The following is a 21,653-nucleotide window of genomic DNA, read 5'->3' on the forward strand; positions in this document are numbered from 1 at the left end:
GCACACGTGCACGGGGGCATCTCCCTGTGGGTCAGCCGGTGTTGCGCAGGCCCGCCGCCACACCGTTCACCGTGAGGAGCAGGGCTCGCGAGAGCAGCGGGTCTGGGTCCGCCCCGGCCGCCGCCTCGTCGCGCTGGCGCTTCAGCAAGGTCACCTGGAGGTAGGAGATCGGGTCGAGGTAGGCGTCGCGGATGGTGAAGGTCTGCTTCAACACCGGGGTGGCGTCGAGGAGTTCGGCCTCACCGGTGACGCGGAGCACCTCGGCGACGGTCAGGTCGTGCTCGGCCCTGATCGTGTCGAAGACGTGCTTCAGCTCGTCCGGGACGAGGGTGTCGACGTAGTGCTGGGCGATCCGCAGGTCCGTCTTCGCGAGGGTCATCTCGACGTTGGAGATGAAGTTGCGGAAGAAGTGCCACTGTTCGTGCATCTCGTCGAGCACGGTGTCGAGACCGGCTTCGCGCAGCGCCTTCAACCCTGAACCCACGCCGTACCAGCCGGGCACGATCTGCCGGGACTGGGTCCAGCCGAACACCCACGGGATCGCGCGCAGTCCGTCGAGCGAGACGCCCGAGCCGGGGCGGCGGGAGGGCCGTGAGCCCAGGTGCAGATCGGCGAGCTGGTCCACCGGCGTGGAGGCGAGGAAGTACGTCGGAAGGTCCGGGTCCTCGACCAGCCTGCGGTAGGCGGCGTGGGCGGCGTCGCTGACCAGGTCCATGGCCGCGTCCCAGCGGGCGAGGGCCTCGTCGGACTGGCGGGGCGAGGTGTGCAGGGCGGAGGCCTGGAGGGTGGCCGCGACGGTCAGCTCCAGGTTCTCCCGCGCCAGTGACGGCACGAGGTACTTGTCGGAGATGACCTCGCCCTGCTCGGTCACCTTGATCTCGCCCTCCAGCGTCCCCCAGGGCTGGGCGAGGATCGCGTCGTGGGACGGACCGCCACCGCGGCCGACGGTTCCGCCACGACCGTGGAACAACCGCAGCCGCACCCCGTACCGGTGGGCCACGTCCCGCAGGCGCCGCTGCGCCCGGTGGATCTCCCACTGCGACGTCGTAATACCACCGAACTTCGAGGAGTCCGAGTACCCGAGCATGACCTCCTGGACATCGCCCCGCAGCGCCACGAGCCGCCGGTAGGACGGGTCGGAGAGCATGTCCTCAAGGATGGTGTCGGCGGCCTTCAGCTCGTCCGTGGTCTCCAGCAGCGGGACGATGCCGACCTTCGCCCACCCGGCGTGCAGGTCGATCAGCCCGGCCTCGCGGGCCAGTACGGCGGCGGCGAACACGTCGTCGGCGCCCTGGCACATCGAGATGATGTACGACTCGATGACCTCGGGCCCGAAGACCGCGAGCGCCTTCTTGATGGTCTCGAACACGCCGAGGGTCTTCTCACCGGCCGCGTCGACGGGCGCCGGGGTCGGAGCCAAAGGCCTCCTGGACCTGAGCTCCTTGGCGAGCAGCTTGGCGCGGTACTCGCGGGGCATGTCGGAGTACCGCCAGGACTCCTCGCCGAGCCGGTCGAAGAGCTGGCCGAGCGCGTGGTGGTGGGCGTCCGCGTGCTCGCGTACGTCCATGGTGGCGAGCTGGAGGCCGAACGCGCCGAGCGTGCGGATCGTACGGTCCATGCGGCCGTCGGCGAAGAGGCCGCCGCGGTGGGCGCGCAGCGAGGTCTGGATCAGGGTGAGGTCGTGCAGCAGCTCGGCGGTGCCGAGGTAATCGCGGCCGTCCTGGTGCGGAGTGCCCTTGGCGAGGCGGCTCTTGGTGTTCTCCAGCTTCTGCCGGATGCAGGTGGCCTTGAGGCGGTAGGGCTCCTCGGCGTTGAGGCGCTTGTAGCGGGGGCTGATCTCCGGCAGCCGCTCCAGGTCGGCCTGGAGGGACTCCAGGAGTTCCTCCGTCGCACCCGTGTAGCGGATGGAGTTGGAGAGGAAGCCGCGCAGCTCGTCGATCGTCTCCAGGGCGTCGTTGATGCCGTGCTCGTGCTGGAGGATCAGGACGTCCCAGGTGACCTGGGGCGTCACGTTCGGGTTGCCGTCGCGGTCGCCGCCGATCCAGGTGCCGAAGGTGAGCGGGCGGGTGTCGTCGGGGAGCTTGACGCCGACGCGCTCCAGCTCGGCGGTGAGGTCTTCGAGGACGTCGCCGACGGCGCCCGCGTGCAGCTCGTCGAGGTAGTAGATGGCGTTACGGGCCTCGTCTGCGGGCTCCGGGCGTACGACGCGCAGCTCGTCCGTCTGCCACACCAGGTCGATGTTCTCGGCCAGCCGGGTGTCGTGGCGACGGCGGTCGGACTCGATGACCGGGGTCTCCAGGAGCGCGGCGATGCGCCGGAGCTTGTTGAGGACCGACCGGCGCGCGGCCTCGGTCGGGTGCGCGGTGAAGACCGGGCGGACGTTCAGGTTCTTGACCGTCTCGCGCAGGTGGTCGGGGTCGGCGTCCTTGAGGCGGTCGGCCGTACGGGCGAGGAGTCCGCCCTCGGCGGCGCGGCGGGCGCGCAGCTCGCGGCCTCGGTGCACCTGCTCGGTGACGTTGGCCAGGTGGAAGTAGGTGGAGAAGGCGCGGACCAGCTTGGCGGCGGTCTCCAGCTCGGTGCCGCGCAGCAGCTCGGCGGCGGCCTCGCCGTCCTCCCGGGTGAGGCGGCGGACCTTCTCGACCAGTTCGAGCAGTTCGGGGCCCTCCTGGCGGACGAGGGTCTCGCCGAGCAGGTCGCCCAGTCGCCGGATGTCGGCGCGCAGCTCATTGTTGGTCGTGGTGGCCTGGTCGTCGGCACTGCTCACAGGTGCGGCTCCTTGCAGTGTTTGAAGCTCGTCTGGAGGGAACCCGGACGGCGGTCCCACGGCGGCTGCCGCATACAGGACGGACATCCGGGAAGAAAACAGAGCGGACCGCGCTGTCCGACCGACACCAAGGATAGGTGTCCACTCTGACGCGCGGTCTCACGGGCTTCGTCCACCGGTCGACGCGCTGCCATACTTACGTTGCCGTAGGTTACGGAACCGTAGGGATGTCCATGCTGAACTGTTGCTGTCCGGCTTCCGCCGTCCGACGCTCCGCCTCCACCTTCGAACCCCACAGGGGACGCCCATGACCACGAGCTCCGATGTGATCGACGACGCCCCGCGGGCGAACGACGACGGCACTCCGCTCCCCGCCGCCACACTGGGCGGCGAGAAAAAGGGGTCGCTGGAACAGCTGACACTCCTCCTCTTCATCACCGTCCCGTTCCTGGCCCTGCTCGCGGCGGTGCCGCTGGCGTGGAGCTGGGGCGGGGTGAGCTGGCTGGACCTCGGCCTGCTGGTGTTCTTCTACTACCTGGGCTGCCACGGCGTGACGATCGGCTACCACCGATACTTCACGCACGGCTCCTTCAAGGCGAAGCGCCCGCTGCGGATCGCCATCGCGATCGCCGGGTCGATGGCGGTCGAGGGACCGCTGGTGCGCTGGGTCGCCGACCACCGCAAGCACCACAAGTTCTCCGACGCCGAGGGCGACCCGCATTCGCCGTGGCGCTACGGCGAGACGGTGCCGGCACTGATCAAGGGCCTGTGGTGGGCGCACATCGCCTGGATGTTCGACGAGGAGCGCACCCCGCAGGAGAAGTACGCGCCGGATCTGATCAGGGACAAGGCGATCCGGACGATCTCCCGCCACTTCATCTACTGGACGATGCTGTCGCTCGCGCTGCCGCCGCTGATCGGCGGACTGGCCACGATGTCCTGGTGGGGCGCGTTCACCGGCTTCTTCTGGGGCTCTCTCGTCCGCGTGGCCCTGCTGCACCACGTCACCTGGTCGATCAACTCGATCTGCCACGCGGTCGGCAAGCGCCCCTTCAAGTCCCGTGACCGTTCCGGGAACGTGTGGTGGCTGGCGATCCTGTCCTGCGGCGAGTCCTGGCACAACCTGCACCATGCCGACCCGACGTCCGCACGGCACGGTGTGATGCGCGGCCAGCTGGACTCCTCGGCGCGGATCATCCGCTGGTGTGAGCAGCTCGGCTGGGCCTATGACGTGCGCTGGCCGTCACGCTCGCGTATCGATTCGCGCCGTATCTCCGGTACGGAAGGCTCTCAGCCCCGGAAGGAGTCGGCGGAGGCGGCATGATTGACGCCGTGGCGACCGATCCCAGCAGCACCCCGAGCAACGAGAAGCCCCGACGCGCGCGCCGCACCCGGATGACGGGAGCAGAACGCAGGGCCCAGCTGCTGGAAGTCGGTCGCACGCTCTTCGCGGCGAAAGGTTTCGAGGCCACGTCGGTGGAGGAGATCGCGGCGAAGGCCGGGGTCTCCAAGCCGGTGGTGTACGAGCACTTCGGCGGCAAGGAGGGCCTGTACGCGGTGGTCGTGGACCGCGAGATGCGCCGCCTCCTGGACATGGTGACCAGCTCTCTCACGGCCGGCCACCCCCGCGAACTCTGCGAACAGGCCGCCTTCGCCCTCCTCGACTACATCGAGGAGTACACGGACGGCTTCCGCATCCTGGTCCGCGACTCCCCCATCCCCCAGTCCACAGGCTCCTTCGCCTCGCTCATCTCGGACATCGCGACCCAGGTCGAGGACATCCTGGGCCGCGAGTTCAAGAGCCGCGGCTTCGACGCGAAGCTCGCCCCGCTCTACGCCCAGGCCCTGGTCGGCATGGTCGCCCTGACCGGCCAGTGGTGGCTGGACGTCCGCCGCCCGAAGAAGGCGGAGGTGGCGGCCCATCTGGTGAACCTGGCGTGGCACGGGCTGGACGGCCTGGAGGCGAAGCCGCATTTGATAGGGCGCCGAAAGACCTGAATCAAGTGCCGGGGATCCCCCACGCCGAGGTCCGCCGGATTCTGGGGCTGCGGTAACCGGATTCCAGGGCTGCGGTAAGTGACCTGCGGGACCACCTGAGCACCGCGCGCCATCACCTCGGCCCGCCGATTCCTCAAGGCCAACCCCGCCCTCGTCACCCACCCGGGCCAGACACCGTGGCCACCGGCTCCAGGAACTCCAGCCGGTTCCCCACCGGATCCTCCGAGTAGAAGCGCCGGTACCCAGGCAGGTCCTCGTCCCAAGTGACGGACGCCCCAAGGGACTTCAGCCGGGCCGCGTACGCCTCGATGTCGGTGACCCGGAGTCCCGGGTGGGCCTTCTTCGCCGGGCGGAAGTCGGCCTCGATCCCCAGATGAAGCTGCACCGCCCCCGCCCCGAACCAGCACCCGCCCCGCGCCGCCAGCACAGGCGGCTTCGGAATCTCGGTCATCCCGAGGGTGTCGACGTAGTACGACCTCAGCGCGTCCTCCGACCCCACCGGAGCCGCCAACTGCACGTGGTCCACGGCCGTGAGCATCCCTCACGCCTCCTTGCGGGCCACCGCGAACAAGCGCCGGAACGGGAGCACCGTGCCGTACTCCGCCGTCGGGTACGCCTCGCGGAGCAGGTCGCGGTACTCCGTCACGAACGCGTCCCTCGCCTCCGGGTCGTCCGCCAGGGCCGTGAGGGCGGGGCGCAGGCCTGTGCCCTTGACCCAGTCGAGGACGGGGTCCTCGCCGGGCAGGACGTGTTGGTACGTGGTCTGCCAGACGTCCGTCGAGCAGCCCAGGCGGGCCAGGCGGTCGAGGTAGACGCCGGGTGTGTGGACCGAGTCCTCGCGGCGCAGGATCTCGCCCAGCCGGCCCTTCCAGCGGGCGGTCGCGGCGAGTTCGCGCATCAGGGCGTGCAGGGGTGCGTCGATGTTGTCCGGCACCTGGAAGGCGAAGGTGCCGCCGGGGGTCAGCGCGGCCAGCCAGTCGCCGAACCGGTCCAGGTGCCCCGGCACCCACTGCAGCGCCGCGTTCGAGACGATCAGGTCGTACGGCTCCGTCGGCGCCCAGCTCGCCGCGTCCGCGTGGGCGAAGTCGAGGCTGCCGCCGCCGGGCGTGGGGCCCGCGTAGGGGGCGGTCTGCGCAAGCATCTCGGGTGAGTTGTCGTAGCCGGTGATGTGCGCGGTGGGCCAGCGGTCGGCGAGGACGGTGGTCACGTTGCCGGGGCCGCAGCCGAGGTCGGCGATGCGGGGCGGGGTGCCCGGCACGTCGGTGACGCGGGCGAGGAGGTCGGTGAACGGGCGGGCGCGGTGGTCGGCGTGGCGCAGGTACTGCGCGGGGTCCCAAGTCGTCATGCCTCTACTTTCCCCGCCCATATCTCTTGATGTCAAGAGACTTTGAATCAAGAGGCTTGATATCAAGAGACTTCATGTCGACACAACCACTACACTGATCGTCATGGAGGACGAGGTCGATCGGCTTGTCGCAGCGTGGCGCCGGGAGCGCCCCGACCTCGACGTGGAGCCACTTGAGGTGCTCAGCCGGGTGAGCAGACTGGCCCGGCACCTGGACCGGGCCCGCCGGCTGGCGTTCGCCGAGCACAGCCTGGAACCCTGGGAGTTCGACGTGCTGACGGCGCTGCGGCGCGCGGGCAGCCCCTACCAGCTCTCCCCCGGCCAGCTGCTGACGCAGACCCTGGTCACGTCCGGCACGATGACGAACCGTATCGACCGCCTGGCGCAGAAGGGCCTGGTCGAGCGGCTCCCCGACCCCAGCGACCGCCGGGGCGTGCTGGTCCGCCTCACCGAGGAGGGCCAGGACCGCGCGGACCAGGCCCTGGCCGGCCTGCTGGCGCAGGAGCGCGCGATCCTCGCGGAACTCTCCCGCGCCCAGCGGGGCGAACTGGCAGGCCTGCTACGCCAGTTGACCGCCCCGTTCGACAACATCCCCGGCTAAGGGCCTGCCGGGCGGATCCTGCCGAAGACGCGGGGTGTGGCACGCACTCCCCCACTGCCTTAAAGGCGTGGGGGGACCCCCAGCCGCGTTGTCGTCGGTTGCCAACTCCCCCATCGCGTTGACGCCCTCCTCCGCCTTGCAGCTGCACGCACCACACCCCGCTCACGGCGCTGATCAGGCACTGCTGCTTTCCTCCGGCATGATCCGCCCGGCAGGCCCTAGGTCGACAGGTCCGACGCCCGCACGCCGGGCGAGAGCCACCGCGGCCAGGGTCGAGTGGACGCCCAGCTTGCCGAGCACGTTTTGCATATGCGTGCGGACGGTGTGCGGGGAGAGGAAGAGCCGCTCGGCGACCGCCTTGCGCCCCAGCCCGGCCACCATGCAGCGCAGCACCTCACGCTCCCGCGGAGTCAGCGACTCCACCAGGCGCTCGCTCTCGGTGCGGTGCTTGCGCGCGGCCGTCAACTCCCGCAGGACGCCGGTCAGCAGGGCGGGTGGCAGGTGCGTCTCGTCGCGAAGCACCCCTCGGATGACGGTTAAAAGCCGCGACAGCGAGCAGTCCTTGGCGACCCAGCCGGACGCCCCGGCCTGCAGGGCCAGCGCGGCCCGGCGCGGATCGTCCTTCTCGGCCAGCACGACCATCCGTACGCTCGGCTGCGCGGAACGGACCCCGGCGACCAGGGAGATCCCGTCCACCAGCCCGTCCTCGTTGCCCGCCTGTACGGGTACGGCGGGCCGGACGCCCGGCACGTTACCGCCCAGATCGGCGTCCACGAGCAGGACGTCGAACCTGCGGCCCTCGGCGGACGCGCGGTCCATGCAGCGCAGCGCGGCGGGACCACTGCCGGCCGCGGACACGTCGACATCGGGCTCGGCCGCCAGTGCCGCGGCGAGCGACTCGGCGAAGATGCGATGGTCATCGACGACCAGCACTCGGATGCGAACCACGAAACCCCCTTCCCCAGGCTCCTCAAGGAGCAGGGGATACCTCATCGTCGGGAGACGAAGCGATGGTTGCGGGTACGACGCCCGGGAGCGGCCGAAGCCGCACGGCCGCCGCCGTGCAGAGACTGCTACCCCCACATCGGGCGTCGTACCCGACTTGTCTCGCCCCCTGATCAGCACCGGCCCCCACCGGTGCTGCTCACAGCGTACGGCTGGGGCGCAGCAGCGGAAGCTAATTTGCAGAACTGACTGTCCGGCCCGTTTATGGTGAGCCGCATGTTTCGTATTGAGACGGAAGTCGACAGAGAGCGACGCGATCTGCTCCGCGCCCGGCTGCTCGAAACCAACACCGCCGCGTCCCCGGTGCTGCGCGCCCTGCGCGGAACCCCTCGCGAACGTGAAGTTCCGCTCCACGTCTGGGCGTTGGACGCCACGGGCGAGCTGGCGGGCGGAGCGGTCTGCCACACCTGGGCGGACTGGCTCCACGTGACGTACCTGTGGGTGGACGGCCGTCACCGAGGTACGGGACTCGGCGCCCGGCTGCTCGCGGAGGCGGAGCGCATCGCCCGCGAGGAGCGCGCGTGCGGCGCGGCCCGGGTGGAGACCTGGGACTTCCAGGCGCCGGACTTCTACAAGAAGCAGGGGTACGACGTGGTGTGCGTGATCCCGGACTATCCGCCGGGGGTCACGGAGTACACCCTTACCAAGAACCTCGGGTGACCCTCTAAAGTCCCTGGCCGTGACACTTACTTCGACGCAGGGCACCGGAAAATCCTCGCTGTGGCGTGAGCGGCCGTTCGTGCTGCTCGCCGCCGCCCGCACCGTCTCCGTACTCGGCAACGGATTCGCCCGAGTGGCCCTCGCCTTCGCCGTGTTGGCGCTGCCCGGCGCCGGACCGGGCCGGCTCTCCCTGGTCCTGGCCTGCCAGGCGCTGCCGCAACTGGTGTTCATCCTGGCGGGCGGGGTCATCGCGGACCGGATGTCACGCGCCCGCCTGATGGCGCTGGCGGATGTGCTGGGGGCTGGGGCGTACACGGCTCTGGCCGCGATGGTCCTGACCCGGCACGCCCCGCTCCCGGCGATGTGTCTGCTGGCAGTGGCGGCCGGTACGGCATCGGCCCTGTTCGGACCGGCGATGAACGGCATCATGCCGCTGGTGGTCCCCACGGACCGGTTGCAGCAGGCGAACGCCCTTCTACGGGTGGGCACCAACAGCGCGCTGCTCCTGGGCCTGGCGCTCTCGGGCGTGACGGTCGCGCTGGTCGGCCCCGGCTGGGCCCTGGCCCTGAACGCCGCGTCGTTCGCGGTCAGCGCGGCCCTCACCGCCCGTCTCCCGGTCCCTGCACGCCCGCCCAGGAAGTCCTCCGGCTGGGCCGATCTCCGGGAGGGCTGGCGGGAGTTCGCGTCCCGGCAGTGGCTGTGGGTCGTGGTGGCGCAGTGGTCGATCGTGGTGGCGGCGCTCAACGCGAACGTGGGAGTCCTCGGCCCCCTGACCGCCGACCGTTACCTCGGCGGAGCCCGCGCCTGGTCGGTCATCGTCGCCGCACAGGCACTGGGCACGATCGCCGGCGCGGGCCTGGCCGCCCGCGTCCGGGTCCGCCGCCCGATCCTGGTGGCGGTCCTGGCCACGTTCCCGACGGCGGCACCGGTCGCCCTGCTCGCCGTGCGCGCCCCCGTCTGGCTGATCGTCACCGCGATGTTCACGGCGGGAGTCTCCAGCGACGTCTTCGGCGTCCTGTGGTCCACCACCATCCACCGCGAGATCCCGGAGGAAGCCCTCTCCCGAGTCAGCTCCTACGACTATTTCGGCTCCCTGACCTTCGCCCCACTGGGCCTGCTCATCGCGGGCCCGCTGGCGGCGACCGTGGGCCTGGGGCACACGCTTGCGGGGTGCGCGGGGTTGGTGGTGCTGGCGACCGGGGCGGCACTGTTGGCTCCGGGGGTGCGGAACCTGCGTAGCTCCGGGGATCGTGAACCGGTGACAGCTCCCTGACGAAAGCGATGCGAGGACTGGTGGGTGCACCCGGACTCGGCCGCGGTGGTGGTGCGGACGCTGCTCGCGTTGAGCATCCACTCCCTCGTGCTGGACGCCGTGGCCCAAGGGCAGCCGTACGCACCGGAGATGATCGGGCGAATCCGGCTGGCCGACATGGCGGACGTGGTGACCAAGCGGCCCGATCACGAACTGCCGGCCGGTCTCCCCGCTCTCGGCGAGGTCGACCAACTGCGTGTCGACGTGGTGCGGATCCTCACCTACGACAGCGCGTCCACGCTGACCGCGGCGCGTCTTCGCGCACTGGTTCACAGTGCTCTGCACCAGCTGGCCAAGGCTGTCTCCGCCGAGCATCCCGTCTGCGACGACATACCCGGGTGAGCGGGACGCCCCGGTCGGCCCGGGGCGTCTTCGCCAGGACCGTTCACTCCACCCGCCGCGCCCCCGCCGAAGGCACCGCCGGGAACACGCGCGGGGCGGTGTAACCCGCCGCCGCGAACGCCTCCTCCACCGCCTTCGTGACCGTCTCCGCGTCCGAGGCCTCCACGAGGACGACCGCCGAGCCGCCGAAGCCGCCGCCCGTCATCCGGGCGCCGAGCGCACCCGCGCCGACCGCCGTGTCGACCACGAGGTCCAACTCCGGGCAGGAGATGCGGAGATCGTCGCGGAGGGAGGCGTGGCCCTCGGTGAGGACCGGGCCGATCGCGCGGACCTCGCCCGCGTCCAGCAGGCTGATCACCTGGTCGACCCGGTGGTCGTCCGACACGACATGGCGGACGTAACGCCGGATCCGCTCGTCCGACAGGCGTGCCAGTGACGACTCCAGGTCCTCGTACGCCACATCCCGCAGGAAGGGGACGCCCAACTGCCGCGCGCCCTCCTCGCAGCCCTCGCGGCGTTCCGCGTACGCGCCGTCGCCGAGGGCGTGCTTCACGCGGCTGTCGACGACCAGCAGCGCGAGGCCCTCCGACGCCAGGTCGAAGGGGATCTGCCGGATCGACAGGTCCCGGCAGTCGAGGTGGAGCGCGTGGCCCTCCTCGCAGCAGGCCGAGGCCGTCTGGTCCATGATGCCGCACGGGACGCCGACGAAGTCGTTCTCCGCGCGCTGCGAGAAGCGCGCCAACTCCGGTCCGGACAGGCCGAGTTCGAAGAGGTCGTTCAGGGCAAGGGCCGTGACCACCTCAAGTGCCGCCGACGACGACAGGCCCGCGCCCGTCGGAACCGTCGAGGAGAGGTGGATGTCCGCGCCGGTCACCTCGTGGCCCGCCTCGCGCAACACCCAGACCACACCCGCCGGGTATGCCGCCCAGCTGGTGTTCGTGCGCGGGGCCAGTTCCTCGACGTGCAGTTCCACCACCGGGCCCTCGATGTCCGCCGAGTGCAGGCGCAGGACGCCGTCCGTACGGCGGGACGCCGCCGCCACCGCTGTGTGCGGCAGGGCGAGCGGCATCACGAAGCCCTCGTTGAAGTCGGTGTACTCGCCGATCAGGTTGACCCGGCCCGGCGCGGCCCAGACGCCCTCGGGAGCGGTCCCGTACAGCTCCTCGAAGCCCTCACGTACACCCCGTACACCCACGTGTGATCCCTAGCCCTTCGATCAGTTCGATACGTTCTGCGCGAACGCCCACGCGTCCGCGACGATGCCCGCGAGATCCGCGCGGGACGGGTTCCAGCCGAGGCGCTCCTTGGCGCGGGCCGCCGAGGCCACCAGGGTCGCCGGGTCGCCGCCGCGGCGCGGGGCGACGACCTCGGGGATCGGGTGCCCGGTGACCTGGCGCACCGTCTCGATGACCTGGCGGACGGAGAAGCCCTCGCCGTTGCCGAGGTTGCAGATCAGGTGCTCGCCGGGCGTGGCCGCCTTCAGCGCCAGCAGGTGCGCGTCGGCCAGGTCCGCGACGTGGATGTAGTCACGGACGCAGGTGCCGTCCGGCGTCGGGTAGTCGTCGCCGTAGACGGAGATCGCGTCCCGCTTGCCCTGAGCGACCTGGAGGACGAGGGGGATGAGGTGCGACTCGGGGTCGTGGCGCTCGCCGCAACTGCCGTACGCGCCCGCCACGTTGAAGTAGCGGAGCGAGACCGCGCCCAGTCCGTGGGCCGCCGCCTCGCTGGTGATCATGAAGTCGACCGACAGCTTCGACGCGCCGTAGGGGTTGGTCGGGGAGGTGCGGGCCGTCTCGACGATCGGGACCTCCTCCGGCTCGCCGTACGTGGCCGCCGTGGAGGAGAAGACGAGCTTGCGGACGCCGGCCTCGCGCATCGCGGCGAGGAGGGCCATGGAGCCGCCGACGTTGTTCTCCCAGTACTTCTCGGGCTTGACGACGGACTCGCCGACCTGGGAGAACGCGGCGAAGTGGAGGACGGCTTCGTAGGAGGAGTCCAGCCACTTGGCGGCGTCACGGATGTCGCCCTCCACGAACGTGGCACCCGCCGGGACGCCCTCGCGGAAACCCGTCGAGAGGTTGTCCAGGACGGTGACCTCGTGGCCCGCCTCCAGCAGGTGCTGGGCGACCACACTGCCGACGTAACCCGCCCCGCCCGTGACCAGGTACTTACCGCTCATCAACTCGCTACCTCTCGCAGTCGCTCGGCCGCGCGCTCCGGCGGCACGTCGTTGATGAACACGCTCATGCCGGACTCGGAACCCGCGAGAAACTTCAGCTTGCCGGAAGTGCGGCGAATGGTGAAAAGCTCAAGGTGGAGCGCGAAGTCGTCCCTGCTCACACCGTCGAACTCCTCCAGTGTGCCGAACGGCGCCTGGTGCCAGGCGGAGATGTACGGCGTCGGAGGCTCGCCCTCACCGAAGATCCGGTCGAAGCGCCTCAAGAGTTCCAGATAGACCTTGGGGAACTCTGTGCGGGCCCCCTCGTCCAGACCCAGCAGATCGGGCACCCGGCGCTTGGGATACAGGTGGACCTCGTAGGGCCAGTGCGCCGCGTACGGCACGAAGGCCGCCCAGTGTTCACCCTCAAGGACGACCCGCTCACCGGCGAGTTCACGCTCCAGGACGGCGTCGAAGAGGTTCTCCCCGCCGGTCGCCTCCTTATGAGTCGCCAGTGAACGCAGCATCAGGGCGGTGCGCGGGGTGGTGAAGGGGTAGGCGTAGATCTGGCCGTGGGGATGACCGAGGGTCACACCGATCTCTTCGCCGCGGTTCTCGAAACAGAAAACCTGCTCGACGGAGGGTAGATGCGACAGCTCCGACGTCCGGTCCGTCCACGCGTCGAGGACGAGGGCCGCCTGCTCCTCGGTCAGCGAGGCGAAGGACGCGTCGTGGTCGGAGGTGAAGCAGACCACCTCACAGCGACCGGAGTCCCCGGCCAGCGAGGGGAAGCGGTTCTCGAACACGGCGACGTCGTACGACGAGTCCGGGATCTCGCTCAGCCGGTCGCCCTTCGTCGGGCAGAGCGGGCACTGGTCGACCGGCGGGTGGTAAATGCGGCCCTGGCGGTGCGAGGCGATGGCCACCGAGTCGCCGAGCAGCACGTCCCGCCGTACCTCCGAAGTGGTGACCGTGCGCTCCAGCGGGCGGCGGTCCACCGCGTCGCGCACGGTGTCGTCCCGCAGGTCGTAGTAGATGAGCTCACGACCGTCGGCCAACCGGGTCGAGGTCTTCTTCACGCCGGGCTCTCCATCCGTACGTCCACGCTTCGAACAGAACCAAACACATCAAACCACTAATCCCCCCAGTCGTCACCATCAAAATCAAACAAAGAACACCAAACAAGGTGAGCGCTTGATGCAAACCCCCACCTCTCTCGCCGCCGGGCTCCGACTCCCCACCAATGGGCTGGACTACACGATCCTGGCGATCTACTTCGTCGTCGTCCTGGGCATCGGTTTCGCCGCCCGCAGATCGGTGAAGACGAGCCTCGACTTCTTCCTCTCCGGGCGTTCCCTGCCCGCCTGGATCACCGGTCTCGCCTTCATCTCGGCCAACCTCGCCGCCACCGAGATCCTGGGCATGGCCGCCAACAGCGCGCAGTACGGCGCGTACACCGTGCACTGGTACTGGATCGGCGCCATCCCCGCCATGGTCTTCCTCGGCCTGGTGATGATGCCCTTCTACTACGGCTCCAAGGTCCGCTCGGTCCCCGAGTTCCTGCTGCTGCGCTTCGACAAGTGGGCGCACCTGCTGAGTTCGATCCTGTTCGCCTTCGCCGCCATCCTGATCGCGGGCGTGAACCTGTACGCCCTCGCGATCGTCGTCGAGGCGCTGCTGGGCTGGCCGCAGTGGGTGGCGATCGTGGTCGCCGGTGCGTTCGTGCTGGCGTACATCACCCTCGGCGGTCTGTCGTCCGCGATCTACAACGAAGTGCTCCAGTTCTTCGTGATCCTCGCGGCCCTCATCCCGATCTCCTACCTCGGCCTGAAGAAGGTCGGCGGCTGGGACGGCCTGACCGACAAGCTCGACGCGGCCCACGGCCACAACTTCACCACCGCGTGGGGCGGCACCGGCATCGGCAGCGTCAACCCGCTCGGCGCGAACTGGCTGACCATCGTGCTGGGCCTCGGCTTCGTGCTGTCCTTCGGCTACTGGACGACCAACTTCGCCGAGGTGCAGCGCGCCCTCTCCGCGAAGAACCTCTCGGCCGCCCAGCGCACGCCGCTCATCGCCGCGTACCCGAAGGTCTTCATCGTCTTCCTGGTGATGATCCCGGGCCTTGTCGCCGCCGCGCTCGTCCCGAAGATCGGCACGAGTGGCTCGGATCTGCAGTACAACGACGCGATCCCGTACCTGATGCAGGAGTTGCTGCCCAACGGCGTGCTGGGTATCGCGGTGACGGGTCTGCTGGCGGCGTTCATGGCGGGTATGGCGGCCAACGTGTCGTCCTTCAACACGGTGTTCACGAACGACATCTGGGCCAAGTACGTGGTAACCGACCGCGAGGACTCGTACTACGTGCGCTTCGGCCGCCTCATCACGGTGATCGGCGTAGCGGCGTCGGTGGGCACGGCCTTCCTGGCCTCGTCCTTCTCGAACATCATGAGCTACCTCCAAACACTCTTCTCCTTCTTCAACGTCCCGATGTTCGTCGTCTTCATCGTCGGCATGTTCTGGAAGCGCGCCACCCCGAAGTCCGGCTTCTGGGGCCTGCTCGCGGGCACGGTCACCGCGATGGTGAACTACTTCTGGATCTACAAGCAGGGGATCATCTCCATCCCCTCCGACCAGGGCGCCAACTTCGTCTCCGCGATCGCCGGCTTCGTCGCCGGAGCGGTGGTCATGTTCATCGTGTCCCTGTTCACCCAGCCGAAGTCGGCGGAACAGCTCCAGGGCCTCGTCTACGGCACGACCAGCCCCGGCATGACCGAGGCACCGGCCGCGGGCGACGACGCGTGGTACCGGCGTCCCGCACTGCTCGGTTGGGGCGCGGTGATCCTGGCCGCCCTCTGCTACATCCCGTTCTCGTTCTAGTCGCGGGAGGATTGAGAGACCATGTCTGAACACTCAGAGCACTCGGGGCAGGACGTCCAGCGTGAGGTCAGTGAGCTGGAGGGCAAGTCCACGACGGCGTCCCGCCTGTTCGATCTGCGGCTGATCATCGGGGGGTTGTTCGTCGTCTACGGCGTGATCGTCACGATCGCCGGGATCAGTCCGTCACAGGCGACGCTGGACAAGGCCGAGGGCGTCAACATCAATCTGTGGACCGGGATCGCGATGTTGTTGCTCGGGATCTTCTTTCTGGGGTGGGTGAAGCTTCGGCCCACTCCACCGGCGCCGGTGCCGGTGCCTTCGGCAGAAGAGACCGAGGAGTAACAGGTCGTATTTCGGCTGCAGGGGCGCGGGGGCTGGTCGCGCAGTTCCCCGCGCCCCTTTGGGTGTCGGTGCTCGCGGTGTCGATCAGTGGGCCCGCCTCGGTCGCGCCCCTAGGACATCCGTGCTCGCCGAGTTGCCCAGTGGTCGGCTCCGGGAGTCAGCCCTCGAAGGACTTCCGAAGCCGACCGGTTAATTTTCCAGGCGGACAGGCATCAGTATCGAAAAGGTGTCCTCGGTGTCGGTTCGGCGGATCGCCAGGGGCGCTGTAGGGGCGCCGAACTCCAGAATCAGTTGGTCCCGGGCTCCGGCGGCGAGGGCATGCAGCAGGAACTCGCGATTGACGGCGATGTTGTCCTGGCCGTCGTCACCGTCTTCACAGACGCACACCGTGCCGTCGCCCGCCACCTTGAGCATGCTGAGGTCACAGGACATGCCGTCCTGCTCGCGCACCTCGCTGACGCGGACGGAGCCGGTTTCCACCGCCGCCCGGAAAGCCGGGACATCGACGAGGGCACGGTGCCCTGCCGGCAGGCGGACAAGGCGACGGTAATCAGGAAAGTCGTGCTGGAGACGCTGCCCAGCGGCCTGACGGTCCCCTGCCTCCAAGGCCACGCGGTCACCGGCCACAGTGAGCTGGACGGATGCGTCGTCACTCAGCAGCGCTCGCATCGCGTCGGCGAGTGGGGACGGCACGATGATCTGCACACGGGGCCCGCCATGCCCGGTGGTACCGGCTTGTGCAACTGCCATCCGGTACCGGTCGGTGGCCACGACACGGAGCTCGTCGCCCTCGATGTCGAACAGGACACCGCCGAGCATCGGCAGCTCCGGGTCGGTACTGGCGGCGAAGCGGACCGCGTCCAACGCCGCGGCCAACTCAGGCGCGGAGACAGCCAACCGGACGGTGGCGGTGCGGAGCGAAGCCATGGGATTCTCCCTGCGTTCGAGTAGCGCTCGGACCGTGGAGAACTCAATGCGGGCATCGGACAGCCCCAGTTCAAGACGACACAGATGCGCCTGAAGCAGCTTCCGCACCAGGTCGGTGTTCTCACTGGACCAGCCGGCCAGCACCAGCCGAATGTCCGCCAAGGGCATACCAGCCCGGCGCAGCCGGGCCAGCAACCGGGCCTCTTCAAGCTGCTCGGGGCCGTACCAGCGGTAGCCGCTCACCGGATCCACCCAGGCCGGGACCAGCACGCCGGCACCGTCGTAGAACCGCAGGGCGCTCACGCTCAGTCCACTGTCCCGAGCCATCTCACCAATACTGCGCATCTCGCTCTCCACACCCGGAACTCTGAGCCCTCCACCAAGTCGAGGGTCAACCCCGAAGGACTTCCGGAGCCGACCACTTAGTTGGTCAGGGACGAACTGGTCGCTACGCCACCCCCAGTTCGCACCACACGTACTTGCCGCGCTGTCCGTTCCTCGACAGCGGCTGCCAGCCCCAGAGGTCGGCGCAGGCCCGCACCAACGCGAGGCCTCTCCCCGCCTCGGCGTCCAACAGATCCGCCAACTGGCCTGGCGGTTCGGGAGGTTCGGGGTCCGCGTCCCACGCACCAACTCGCAGCACCCCCGCCGACCAGCTCACGCGGAGCATCACCGGCCCCTTCGTGTGCAGTACGGCATTGGCCACCAACTCCGTCGCGACGAGTTCGGCCGTGTCTGCGACCCGGATGAGTCCGTGCACGGTGAGCACCAGGCGCAGGGTGCGGCGAGAGACGGTGACGGCACGGCGATCGTGCGGCACGGAGAGGGAGTACTCCCAGGGTTCGGGCTCGGTTTCAGGCATGCGTGAACTCCATTGGTGGCGTGGGGAGTTGATGCGGTTCACGGGCGGTGGCCTGCCACGCCGTCATGGCAGGACGGGGTGGTGCGCTTCCGGGGGTCCGGGGTTCCGCAGGGTGTGCGTCGCGTCACCAACAGTAGAGACCAAGATTGGACTCTCGCAACCCGCTGACATAATCTGCCCTCGAACGAGGCGCCATTCCAAGGCCTTTGAGACGAGGAGGAACCCATGGCACGGAGGCTGCAACCGACCGCACGCCAGATGCGCCTCGGCTCCGAGTTGCAGAAACTGCGCGAGGCAGCGGGACTAAAGGGACGTGAGGCCGCAGCGGCCCTGGGAACGGACCCGGCGCGACTGAGTCAGATCGAGTCCGGGGTCGTGGGCATGAGCGAGAGCACGGTTCGCCGACTCGCTGCCAATTACGCTTGCATGGACCAAGAGTTGACCGAGGCGTTGGTAGCGATGGCGACCGACCGGACACATGGCTGGTGGGAGAAGTACCAGGGCTTGCTGCCAGTTTCGTTCCTGGACATCGCCGAGTTGGAGCACCACGCTACGTACCGGTTCGACCTTGAGTTCCTGCACATCCCTGGCCTCTTCCAGACTGAGGACTACGCCCGCGGCGTCTTCTCGTACCGCGTCCCCGAACTCCCTGACAGCGATCTGACATTGCGGGTCAATCACCGCATGGAGCGCAAGGTGATCATCACGGGCCCCGCCTCCATCCCGTACGAAGCGGTGATCCATGAGGCGGCCCTGCGCATCAGAGTCGGCAACCGAACCGCCACACGAACTCAACTCACTCGCATCCTGGAACTCTCCGAGGCGAATCACATCACCGTGCGCGTCATCCCCTTCGACCTGGACGACTTCGGAGGAGCCTGGAGCGCCATGACATACGCGGCTGGCCCCGTAACCAAGCTGGATACGGCGCTTCGCGACACAGCCCACGGCACGGCGTTCATCGACTCCGAAACCCAACTCGGTGCCTTTCGAACGCTCTTCCATAAGGTGGAGGCTGTATCACTCGAACCCACACGTTCGCGTGACTTCATCCACCGGCTGGCGAAAGAACTGTGAGGCGCACCGTGACCACCCCCGACAACTGGCAGAAGTCGTCCTTCTCCGGCGGCGCCGACGGCAACAACTGCCTCGAACTCGCCAGTACCTGGCAGAAGTCGTCCTTCTCCGGCAGCGGCGACGGTAACGCCTGCCTCGAACTCGCCACCACCCCCACCGCCTTCCACCTCCGCGAAAGTGACGCCCCCGCCACGCACCTCACCACCACAGCCACGGCCCTCGCCGCCCTCCTCCACGGCATACGGTCCGGGAGGCAGGCCTCCGTCGGCCGTGCCGGTCGTCACATCTGACCCGTTTCCACGCCCAGGGACTCCAGGAACGGCAGGTACGCCGCCTCGACCCGCCGGGCGTCGCGGCGGACGTACGTGCGGGCATCGTTCCGCGGGGTGCCGTCGTAGATGTCGGTGAGGAAAGCGGTGGGCCTGACATCGAGGAAGGTGTCCTTCCAGGGGTAGCGCCTGCGTGCACCGGGCGGCCCGATGACAGCCCAGGCCCAGTGCAGTGCGAGCAGCGCGGTCGCGGGGTCCCGTGTCGGTTCGCCCTTGCGGACGGCTCGGACGACGGCCGCGTGTTCGCTCCTGTTCATGGCCTCCCACTCGACGCGGGACTTCTCCCGCACCCACCGCTGGTCCGCCACCAGAACTCGCCTACGCGTCCGGCCCCGCCGAATGGTTCACCGGCCCCGCCCTGTCGAGCAGCCCCGTCCGCGCCGCCAGTGCCGCCGCCTCCAGCCTCGAACCCACCCCCAGTTTCATCAGCACTCGCTGCACGTGGGTGCGGGCCGTGGACGGGGCGATGCCCATGCCCGCCGCGATGAGGCGGGTGTCCTCGCCGTCTGCAACCCGGACCAGGACCTCGACCTCCCTCGGCGTCAGCATCTGCAACAACCGCTGGCCCTCGTCGTCGGGTTGGGCCGCCGGGTTCAACAGTTCGCTGAAGGCTCCCTGCAGCAACTGCGGGGCTACGGCCGCCTCCCCCGCCCTTGCCTTCATGATCGCGCGCTCCACGCCCTCGATGCGCTCGTCGTGGCGGACGTAGCCGGACGCGCCTGCGGCGAACGCCGCCGCGATGCCTCGTGGGCTCGGTACCGGGCCCAGCACCAGGACCGCCACCTGCGGGCGTTCCCGTTTGATCTTCACCACCGGGTCGAAGATGCCCGGTTCGGCCGGTGTCGCCGTGCCCAGCAGGCACACCTCGGGTGCGCGGCTGATCACCAGCTCCGCCGCGCCCGCCGCGGGCGCCGCCGCCGCGAGCACCCGGTGTCCCCGCAGCTTCAGCGCCGAAGCCAGTGCCTCGGCGAGCAATCGGTGGTCATCGACCACCATCAGCCGCACTCCCATCGAGCAACCCCCCAGTCCCCCCAATGGATGCCCACTATGGATGCCCACCGGTCCCCAAGAACAGAGGGCCCCCAGCACCCCCGCTCTTCATGCCCCCGGAAGCTACACGCTTGTTCGACGTTGCGCTGCCCCTACAGGTGAGAAGTGCCCCGGATCGATGGACTTTTTCGCATTCCTGGCATTCGGGAGCGGTGGGGGTGACGGGGGTGCTGAGGAGGGTGGTTCAGCTGCCGGTGCCGAAGGCGATCGCCAGGTCCTTGTCGCCGGTGGAGGACGACGAGGCCTTGTCCGCGTAGACCGCCGACATGTAGAGGTGGCCCTCCGAGAAGAGGATCTCCGCGTAGTCCGGGAGGAAGGTCGTCTCCGTGCTCCGTACCGTCTCCGTGCTCGGGTTCTCCAGCAGCTTGGTCTCCTTGAAGGAGGTGCCGTCGATGCTGACGATCTGGCCGCCCTTGTTGTACGGCGGGGACTTGTAGGCGATGACGTTGCTACCGTCCATGCGCAGCGGGGTGATCGTGTAGCCGTCGCCGGCGTCGGCGCGCTGGCCGGTCTGCTTGCCGGTGGCGAGGTCGAAGGCGACGATCTCATTGGTCTGGCTGTAGGAGTCGCCGGAACCGTCGTGTTGTTCGGTGGGCACGTACAACCGGTCGTTCCCTACGGCCAGTTCGGTGCAGTACTCGACACGCGTGATGCCGTCGCAGCGGGCCGCGTACTGCTTGCCCGGCGCCAGGATGTGGGAGCGCAGGGCGCCCGTCTTGTTGTCGATGGAGAAGAAGTCCGAGATGCCGCTGCCGTCGCCCGCGCTGTCGCCGACGTCGGCCGCGACGACCAGCGGGTCGGTCGACACGATGCTCGCGTACTCGATGCCCTGGGCCATCTTGTAGTCCGAGAGCACCTTCCCGGAGACCGGGTCGATGGTCTGGATGTGGAGGACGGGCGAGTCGTACGTTCCGCACCTGCGCACCGCCACCAGCTTGGCGCCGCCGCCGTAACCGGCGTCGTAGCAGTCGGCGACCTTCGGGCTCCACAGGACCTTGCCGGTGGAGATGTCGAAGGCGGCGCCGCCGTCGGTGCTGCCCACGGCGACCGTGTTCGCGCTGACGGTGACGTTCTCGAAACTGATCGGCTGGTCACCGGAGTCGGCGGTCTTCGTCCACAGCTTGGTGCCCGTGTTCAGGTCGATCGCCGCGATCTGGCTGCAGCCGTGCGAGGGCTTGTCCTTGGTCGGCATGGCGGGCTCGTAGAGGATGGCTGTTTTGCCGTCCGTAGTGGTGTGCTTCGTTGCCTGGCAGACCGGACCCGGGAGTTTGATCGTCCACTGCTGGGCGCCCGTGTCACGGTTGTAGCCGACGACCTCGGCGCTGCCGCTCTTGGCGTACACCTTGTCGGTGAGCCAGGAGCCGGAGGTCACCATGGTGTCGCTGACCTTGGGCATCGGGACCTGGAAGAGGACCTTGGCGGCGGAGTCGGCGGGCACCTTCTCCTTGCCGCCGGACGTCGTGCCGCCCTTGTCGTTCGTGCCGCCCGTGGTGCCGCCGGCGGTCGCGGTCCTCTTCGTGTCGTCGTTCTTCTTGCCGGACGAGGACGCGTACCAGATCCCGCCGCCGACGATCAGCGCGATCGCCACGACAGCGGCGGTGATGATCACCGCCGGTGCCCCCAACTTCCGCCCGCCGCCGCCCGGTTGGCCCGGCTGCGGGTGCAACGGCATGGTCGGCTGCCCCGGGTAGCCGTAACCCGGCTGCTGGCCATAGGGGTTGGGCGGCTGCGGCTGGCCGTACGGCTGCTGCGGTTGCTGCTGCGGCTGGGCGTACGGGTTCGGCTGCTGCTGGCCGGGATAGCCGTAGCCGGGCTGCTGGGGCGGGGGCGGCGCCTGCGGATAGCCGTAGCCCGGCGGAGGCTGTGGCGGCTGCTGCGGGGGCTGGTTCTGGGGTGGGCCGAAGCCGCCCTGCTGCGGGGGCTGGTTGGGCGGTGGCGGCGGGGGCGTGGTCATGACGAGTACCTCGGGGACGGGTCGACGGAAGCGAAGGAGACGGGGGAAGG

Annotated in this window: 22 protein-coding genes; 10 read left to right on the forward strand and 12 right to left on the reverse strand. The window is 69.0% G+C overall.

The features are described from left to right. Positions 1–31: 31 nt before the first annotated feature. Positions 32–2,764: a phosphoenolpyruvate carboxylase gene (ppc, locus tag AB0I69_RS35735; protein WP_363099874.1), complete on the reverse strand. Its 2,733-nt coding sequence runs from the start codon at positions 2,762–2,764 to the stop codon at positions 32–34. A 307-nt stretch (positions 2,765–3,071) separates the two neighbouring features. Here ppc and AB0I69_RS35740 point away from each other — a divergent pair, with 307 nt between their 5' ends. Continuing rightward, the gene (locus tag AB0I69_RS35740; RefSeq protein WP_363099875.1) at positions 3,072–4,088 is read left to right on the forward strand and encodes a fatty acid desaturase; all 1,017 of its coding nucleotides are present in this window, start codon (positions 3,072–3,074) and stop codon (positions 4,086–4,088) included. Then, positions 4,085–4,762, forward strand: a complete 678-nt coding sequence (locus tag AB0I69_RS35745) for a TetR/AcrR family transcriptional regulator (protein ID WP_363099876.1) — start codon at positions 4,085–4,087, stop codon at positions 4,760–4,762. The genes AB0I69_RS35740 and AB0I69_RS35745 overlap by 4 nt, the downstream gene beginning before the upstream one ends. Before the next feature lie 154 nt (positions 4,763–4,916). On the opposite strand, the gene AB0I69_RS35750 is transcribed toward AB0I69_RS35745, so the two are convergent. Continuing rightward, a complete protein-coding gene (locus AB0I69_RS35750; protein WP_363099877.1) occupies positions 4,917–5,300 on the reverse strand; it encodes a VOC family protein in 384 nt (127 codons plus the stop codon). 3 nt (positions 5,301–5,303) lie between these two features. Then, positions 5,304–6,107 (reverse strand): trans-aconitate 2-methyltransferase, encoded by an 804-nt coding sequence (locus tag AB0I69_RS35755; RefSeq protein WP_363099878.1) that lies wholly within the window; start codon positions 6,105–6,107, stop codon positions 5,304–5,306. Between the two features lie 103 nt (positions 6,108–6,210). On the opposite strand from AB0I69_RS35755, the gene AB0I69_RS35760 reads away from it, so the two are divergent. Further along, positions 6,211–6,708: a MarR family transcriptional regulator gene (locus AB0I69_RS35760; protein ID WP_019064646.1), complete on the forward strand. Its 498-nt coding sequence runs from the start codon at positions 6,211–6,213 to the stop codon at positions 6,706–6,708. Positions 6,709–6,882: 174 nt separating this feature from the next. On the opposite strand, the gene AB0I69_RS35765 is transcribed toward AB0I69_RS35760, so the two are convergent. Then, the gene (locus AB0I69_RS35765) at positions 6,883–7,656 is read right to left on the reverse strand and encodes a response regulator transcription factor (RefSeq protein WP_363099879.1); all 774 of its coding nucleotides are present in this window, start codon (positions 7,654–7,656) and stop codon (positions 6,883–6,885) included. A 261-nt stretch (positions 7,657–7,917) separates the two neighbouring features. Between AB0I69_RS35765 and AB0I69_RS35770 the strand changes: the two genes are divergently transcribed. The 3 genes from AB0I69_RS35770 to AB0I69_RS35780 are packed head-to-tail and all read left to right on the forward strand — an operon-like array spanning position 7,918 to position 10,027. Further along, positions 7,918–8,373, forward strand: a complete 456-nt coding sequence (locus AB0I69_RS35770) for a GNAT family N-acetyltransferase (RefSeq protein ID WP_363099880.1) — start codon at positions 7,918–7,920, stop codon at positions 8,371–8,373. Positions 8,374–8,392: 19 nt separating this feature from the next. Next, positions 8,393–9,646 carry an MFS transporter gene (locus AB0I69_RS35775; protein ID WP_363099881.1) on the forward strand — a complete coding sequence of 418 codons (1,254 nt, stop codon included), beginning with the start codon at positions 8,393–8,395 and terminating at the stop codon, positions 9,644–9,646. 24 nt (positions 9,647–9,670) lie between these two features. Beyond that, positions 9,671–10,027, forward strand: coding sequence for a hypothetical protein (locus AB0I69_RS35780; protein ID WP_363099882.1), 357 nt, complete (start codon positions 9,671–9,673; stop codon positions 10,025–10,027). Between the two features lie 43 nt (positions 10,028–10,070). Here the strand turns inward: AB0I69_RS35780 and galK are convergent, their stop codons facing one another. From galK to galT, 3 genes are read right to left on the reverse strand one after another with little or no spacing between them, the layout of a single operon-like run. After that, the gene (galK, locus tag AB0I69_RS35785) at positions 10,071–11,222 is read right to left on the reverse strand and encodes a galactokinase (protein ID WP_363099883.1); all 1,152 of its coding nucleotides are present in this window, start codon (positions 11,220–11,222) and stop codon (positions 10,071–10,073) included. 21 nt (positions 11,223–11,243) lie between these two features. After that, positions 11,244–12,206 carry a UDP-glucose 4-epimerase GalE gene (gene galE / locus AB0I69_RS35790; RefSeq protein ID WP_363099884.1) on the reverse strand — a complete coding sequence of 321 codons (963 nt, stop codon included), beginning with the start codon at positions 12,204–12,206 and terminating at the stop codon, positions 11,244–11,246. Then, complete coding sequence (galT, locus tag AB0I69_RS35795; protein ID WP_363099885.1) at positions 12,206–13,264, reverse strand: galactose-1-phosphate uridylyltransferase; 1,059 nt, start codon at positions 13,262–13,264, stop codon at positions 12,206–12,208. Before galT ends, galE begins: the two co-directional genes overlap by 1 nt. Positions 13,265–13,382: 118 nt before the next feature. Here galT and AB0I69_RS35800 point away from each other — a divergent pair, with 118 nt between their 5' ends. Both AB0I69_RS35800 and AB0I69_RS35805 read left to right on the forward strand, forming a co-directional pair. Further along, complete coding sequence (locus tag AB0I69_RS35800; RefSeq protein WP_363099886.1) at positions 13,383–15,062, forward strand: sodium:solute symporter family protein; 1,680 nt, start codon at positions 13,383–13,385, stop codon at positions 15,060–15,062. Between the two features lie 21 nt (positions 15,063–15,083). Beyond that, a complete protein-coding gene (locus AB0I69_RS35805) occupies positions 15,084–15,404 on the forward strand; it encodes a hypothetical protein (RefSeq protein WP_363099887.1) in 321 nt (106 codons plus the stop codon). 189 nt (positions 15,405–15,593) lie between these two features. Here the strand turns inward: AB0I69_RS35805 and AB0I69_RS35810 are convergent, their stop codons facing one another. Both AB0I69_RS35810 and AB0I69_RS35815 read right to left on the reverse strand, forming a co-directional pair. Continuing rightward, positions 15,594–16,676: a MerR family transcriptional regulator gene (locus AB0I69_RS35810; protein ID WP_363099937.1), complete on the reverse strand. Its 1,083-nt coding sequence runs from the start codon at positions 16,674–16,676 to the stop codon at positions 15,594–15,596. A gap of 103 nt (positions 16,677–16,779) precedes the next feature. Continuing rightward, positions 16,780–17,193, reverse strand: coding sequence for an ATP-binding protein (locus AB0I69_RS35815; RefSeq protein WP_363099888.1), 414 nt, complete (start codon positions 17,191–17,193; stop codon positions 16,780–16,782). A 225-nt stretch (positions 17,194–17,418) separates the two neighbouring features. Between AB0I69_RS35815 and AB0I69_RS35820 the strand changes: the two genes are divergently transcribed. Further along, entirely contained in the window at positions 17,419–18,270 is an 852-nt protein-coding gene (locus tag AB0I69_RS35820) for a helix-turn-helix transcriptional regulator (RefSeq protein ID WP_363099889.1), read from the forward strand. Positions 18,271–18,278: 8 nt separating this feature from the next. Beyond that, a complete protein-coding gene (locus tag AB0I69_RS35825) occupies positions 18,279–18,560 on the forward strand; it encodes a DUF397 domain-containing protein (RefSeq protein ID WP_363099890.1) in 282 nt (93 codons plus the stop codon). On the opposite strand, the gene AB0I69_RS35830 is transcribed toward AB0I69_RS35825, so the two are convergent. The 3 genes from AB0I69_RS35830 to AB0I69_RS35840 form a co-directional block, all read right to left on the reverse strand. Next, complete coding sequence (locus AB0I69_RS35830) at positions 18,551–18,907, reverse strand: hypothetical protein (protein ID WP_363099891.1); 357 nt, start codon at positions 18,905–18,907, stop codon at positions 18,551–18,553. The two genes, AB0I69_RS35825 and AB0I69_RS35830, sit on opposite strands and share 10 nt — an antisense overlap. 10 nt (positions 18,908–18,917) lie before the next feature. Next, positions 18,918–19,610: a response regulator transcription factor gene (locus AB0I69_RS35835; RefSeq protein WP_363099892.1), complete on the reverse strand. Its 693-nt coding sequence runs from the start codon at positions 19,608–19,610 to the stop codon at positions 18,918–18,920. A 223-nt stretch (positions 19,611–19,833) separates the two neighbouring features. Then, positions 19,834–21,603, reverse strand: a complete 1,770-nt coding sequence (locus AB0I69_RS35840) for a PQQ-binding-like beta-propeller repeat protein (RefSeq protein ID WP_363099893.1) — start codon at positions 21,601–21,603, stop codon at positions 19,834–19,836. Positions 21,604–21,653: the final 50 nt, after the last annotated feature.

Origin of the sequence: Streptomyces sp. NPDC050508 (genome assembly GCF_040655155.1) — a bacterium.
GTDB lineage: Bacteria > Actinomycetota > Actinomycetes > Streptomycetales > Streptomycetaceae > Streptomyces.

Excerpts from the sequence above, each read along its gene's own strand:
- AB0I69_RS35740 (WP_363099875.1), top strand. The coding sequence starts at position 3,072 with ATGACCACGAGCTCCGATGTGATCGACGACGCCCCGCGGGCGAACGAC.
- AB0I69_RS35745 (WP_363099876.1), top strand. The coding sequence starts at position 4,085 with ATGATTGACGCCGTGGCGACCGATCCCAGCAGCACCCCGAGCAACGAG.
- AB0I69_RS35750 (WP_363099877.1), bottom strand. The coding sequence starts at position 5,300 with ATGCTCACGGCCGTGGACCACGTGCAGTTGGCGGCTCCGGTGGGGTCG.
- AB0I69_RS35755 (WP_363099878.1), bottom strand. The coding sequence starts at position 6,107 with ATGACGACTTGGGACCCCGCGCAGTACCTGCGCCACGCCGACCACCGC.
- AB0I69_RS35760 (WP_019064646.1), top strand. The coding sequence starts at position 6,211 with ATGGAGGACGAGGTCGATCGGCTTGTCGCAGCGTGGCGCCGGGAGCGC.
- AB0I69_RS35770 (WP_363099880.1), top strand. The coding sequence starts at position 7,918 with ATGGTGAGCCGCATGTTTCGTATTGAGACGGAAGTCGACAGAGAGCGA.
- galE (WP_363099884.1), bottom strand. The coding sequence starts at position 12,206 with ATGAGCGGTAAGTACCTGGTCACGGGCGGGGCGGGTTACGTCGGCAGT.
- AB0I69_RS35800 (WP_363099886.1), top strand. The coding sequence starts at position 13,383 with ATGCAAACCCCCACCTCTCTCGCCGCCGGGCTCCGACTCCCCACCAAT.
- AB0I69_RS35805 (WP_363099887.1), top strand. The coding sequence starts at position 15,084 with ATGTCTGAACACTCAGAGCACTCGGGGCAGGACGTCCAGCGTGAGGTC.
- AB0I69_RS35810 (WP_363099937.1), bottom strand. The coding sequence starts at position 16,676 with ATGCGCAGTATTGGTGAGATGGCTCGGGACAGTGGACTGAGCGTGAGC.
- AB0I69_RS35815 (WP_363099888.1), bottom strand. The coding sequence starts at position 17,193 with ATGCCTGAAACCGAGCCCGAACCCTGGGAGTACTCCCTCTCCGTGCCG.
- AB0I69_RS35820 (WP_363099889.1), top strand. The coding sequence starts at position 17,419 with ATGGCACGGAGGCTGCAACCGACCGCACGCCAGATGCGCCTCGGCTCC.
- AB0I69_RS35835 (WP_363099892.1), bottom strand. The coding sequence starts at position 19,610 with ATGGGAGTGCGGCTGATGGTGGTCGATGACCACCGATTGCTCGCCGAG.
- AB0I69_RS35840 (WP_363099893.1), bottom strand. The coding sequence starts at position 21,603 with ATGACCACGCCCCCGCCGCCACCGCCCAACCAGCCCCCGCAGCAGGGC.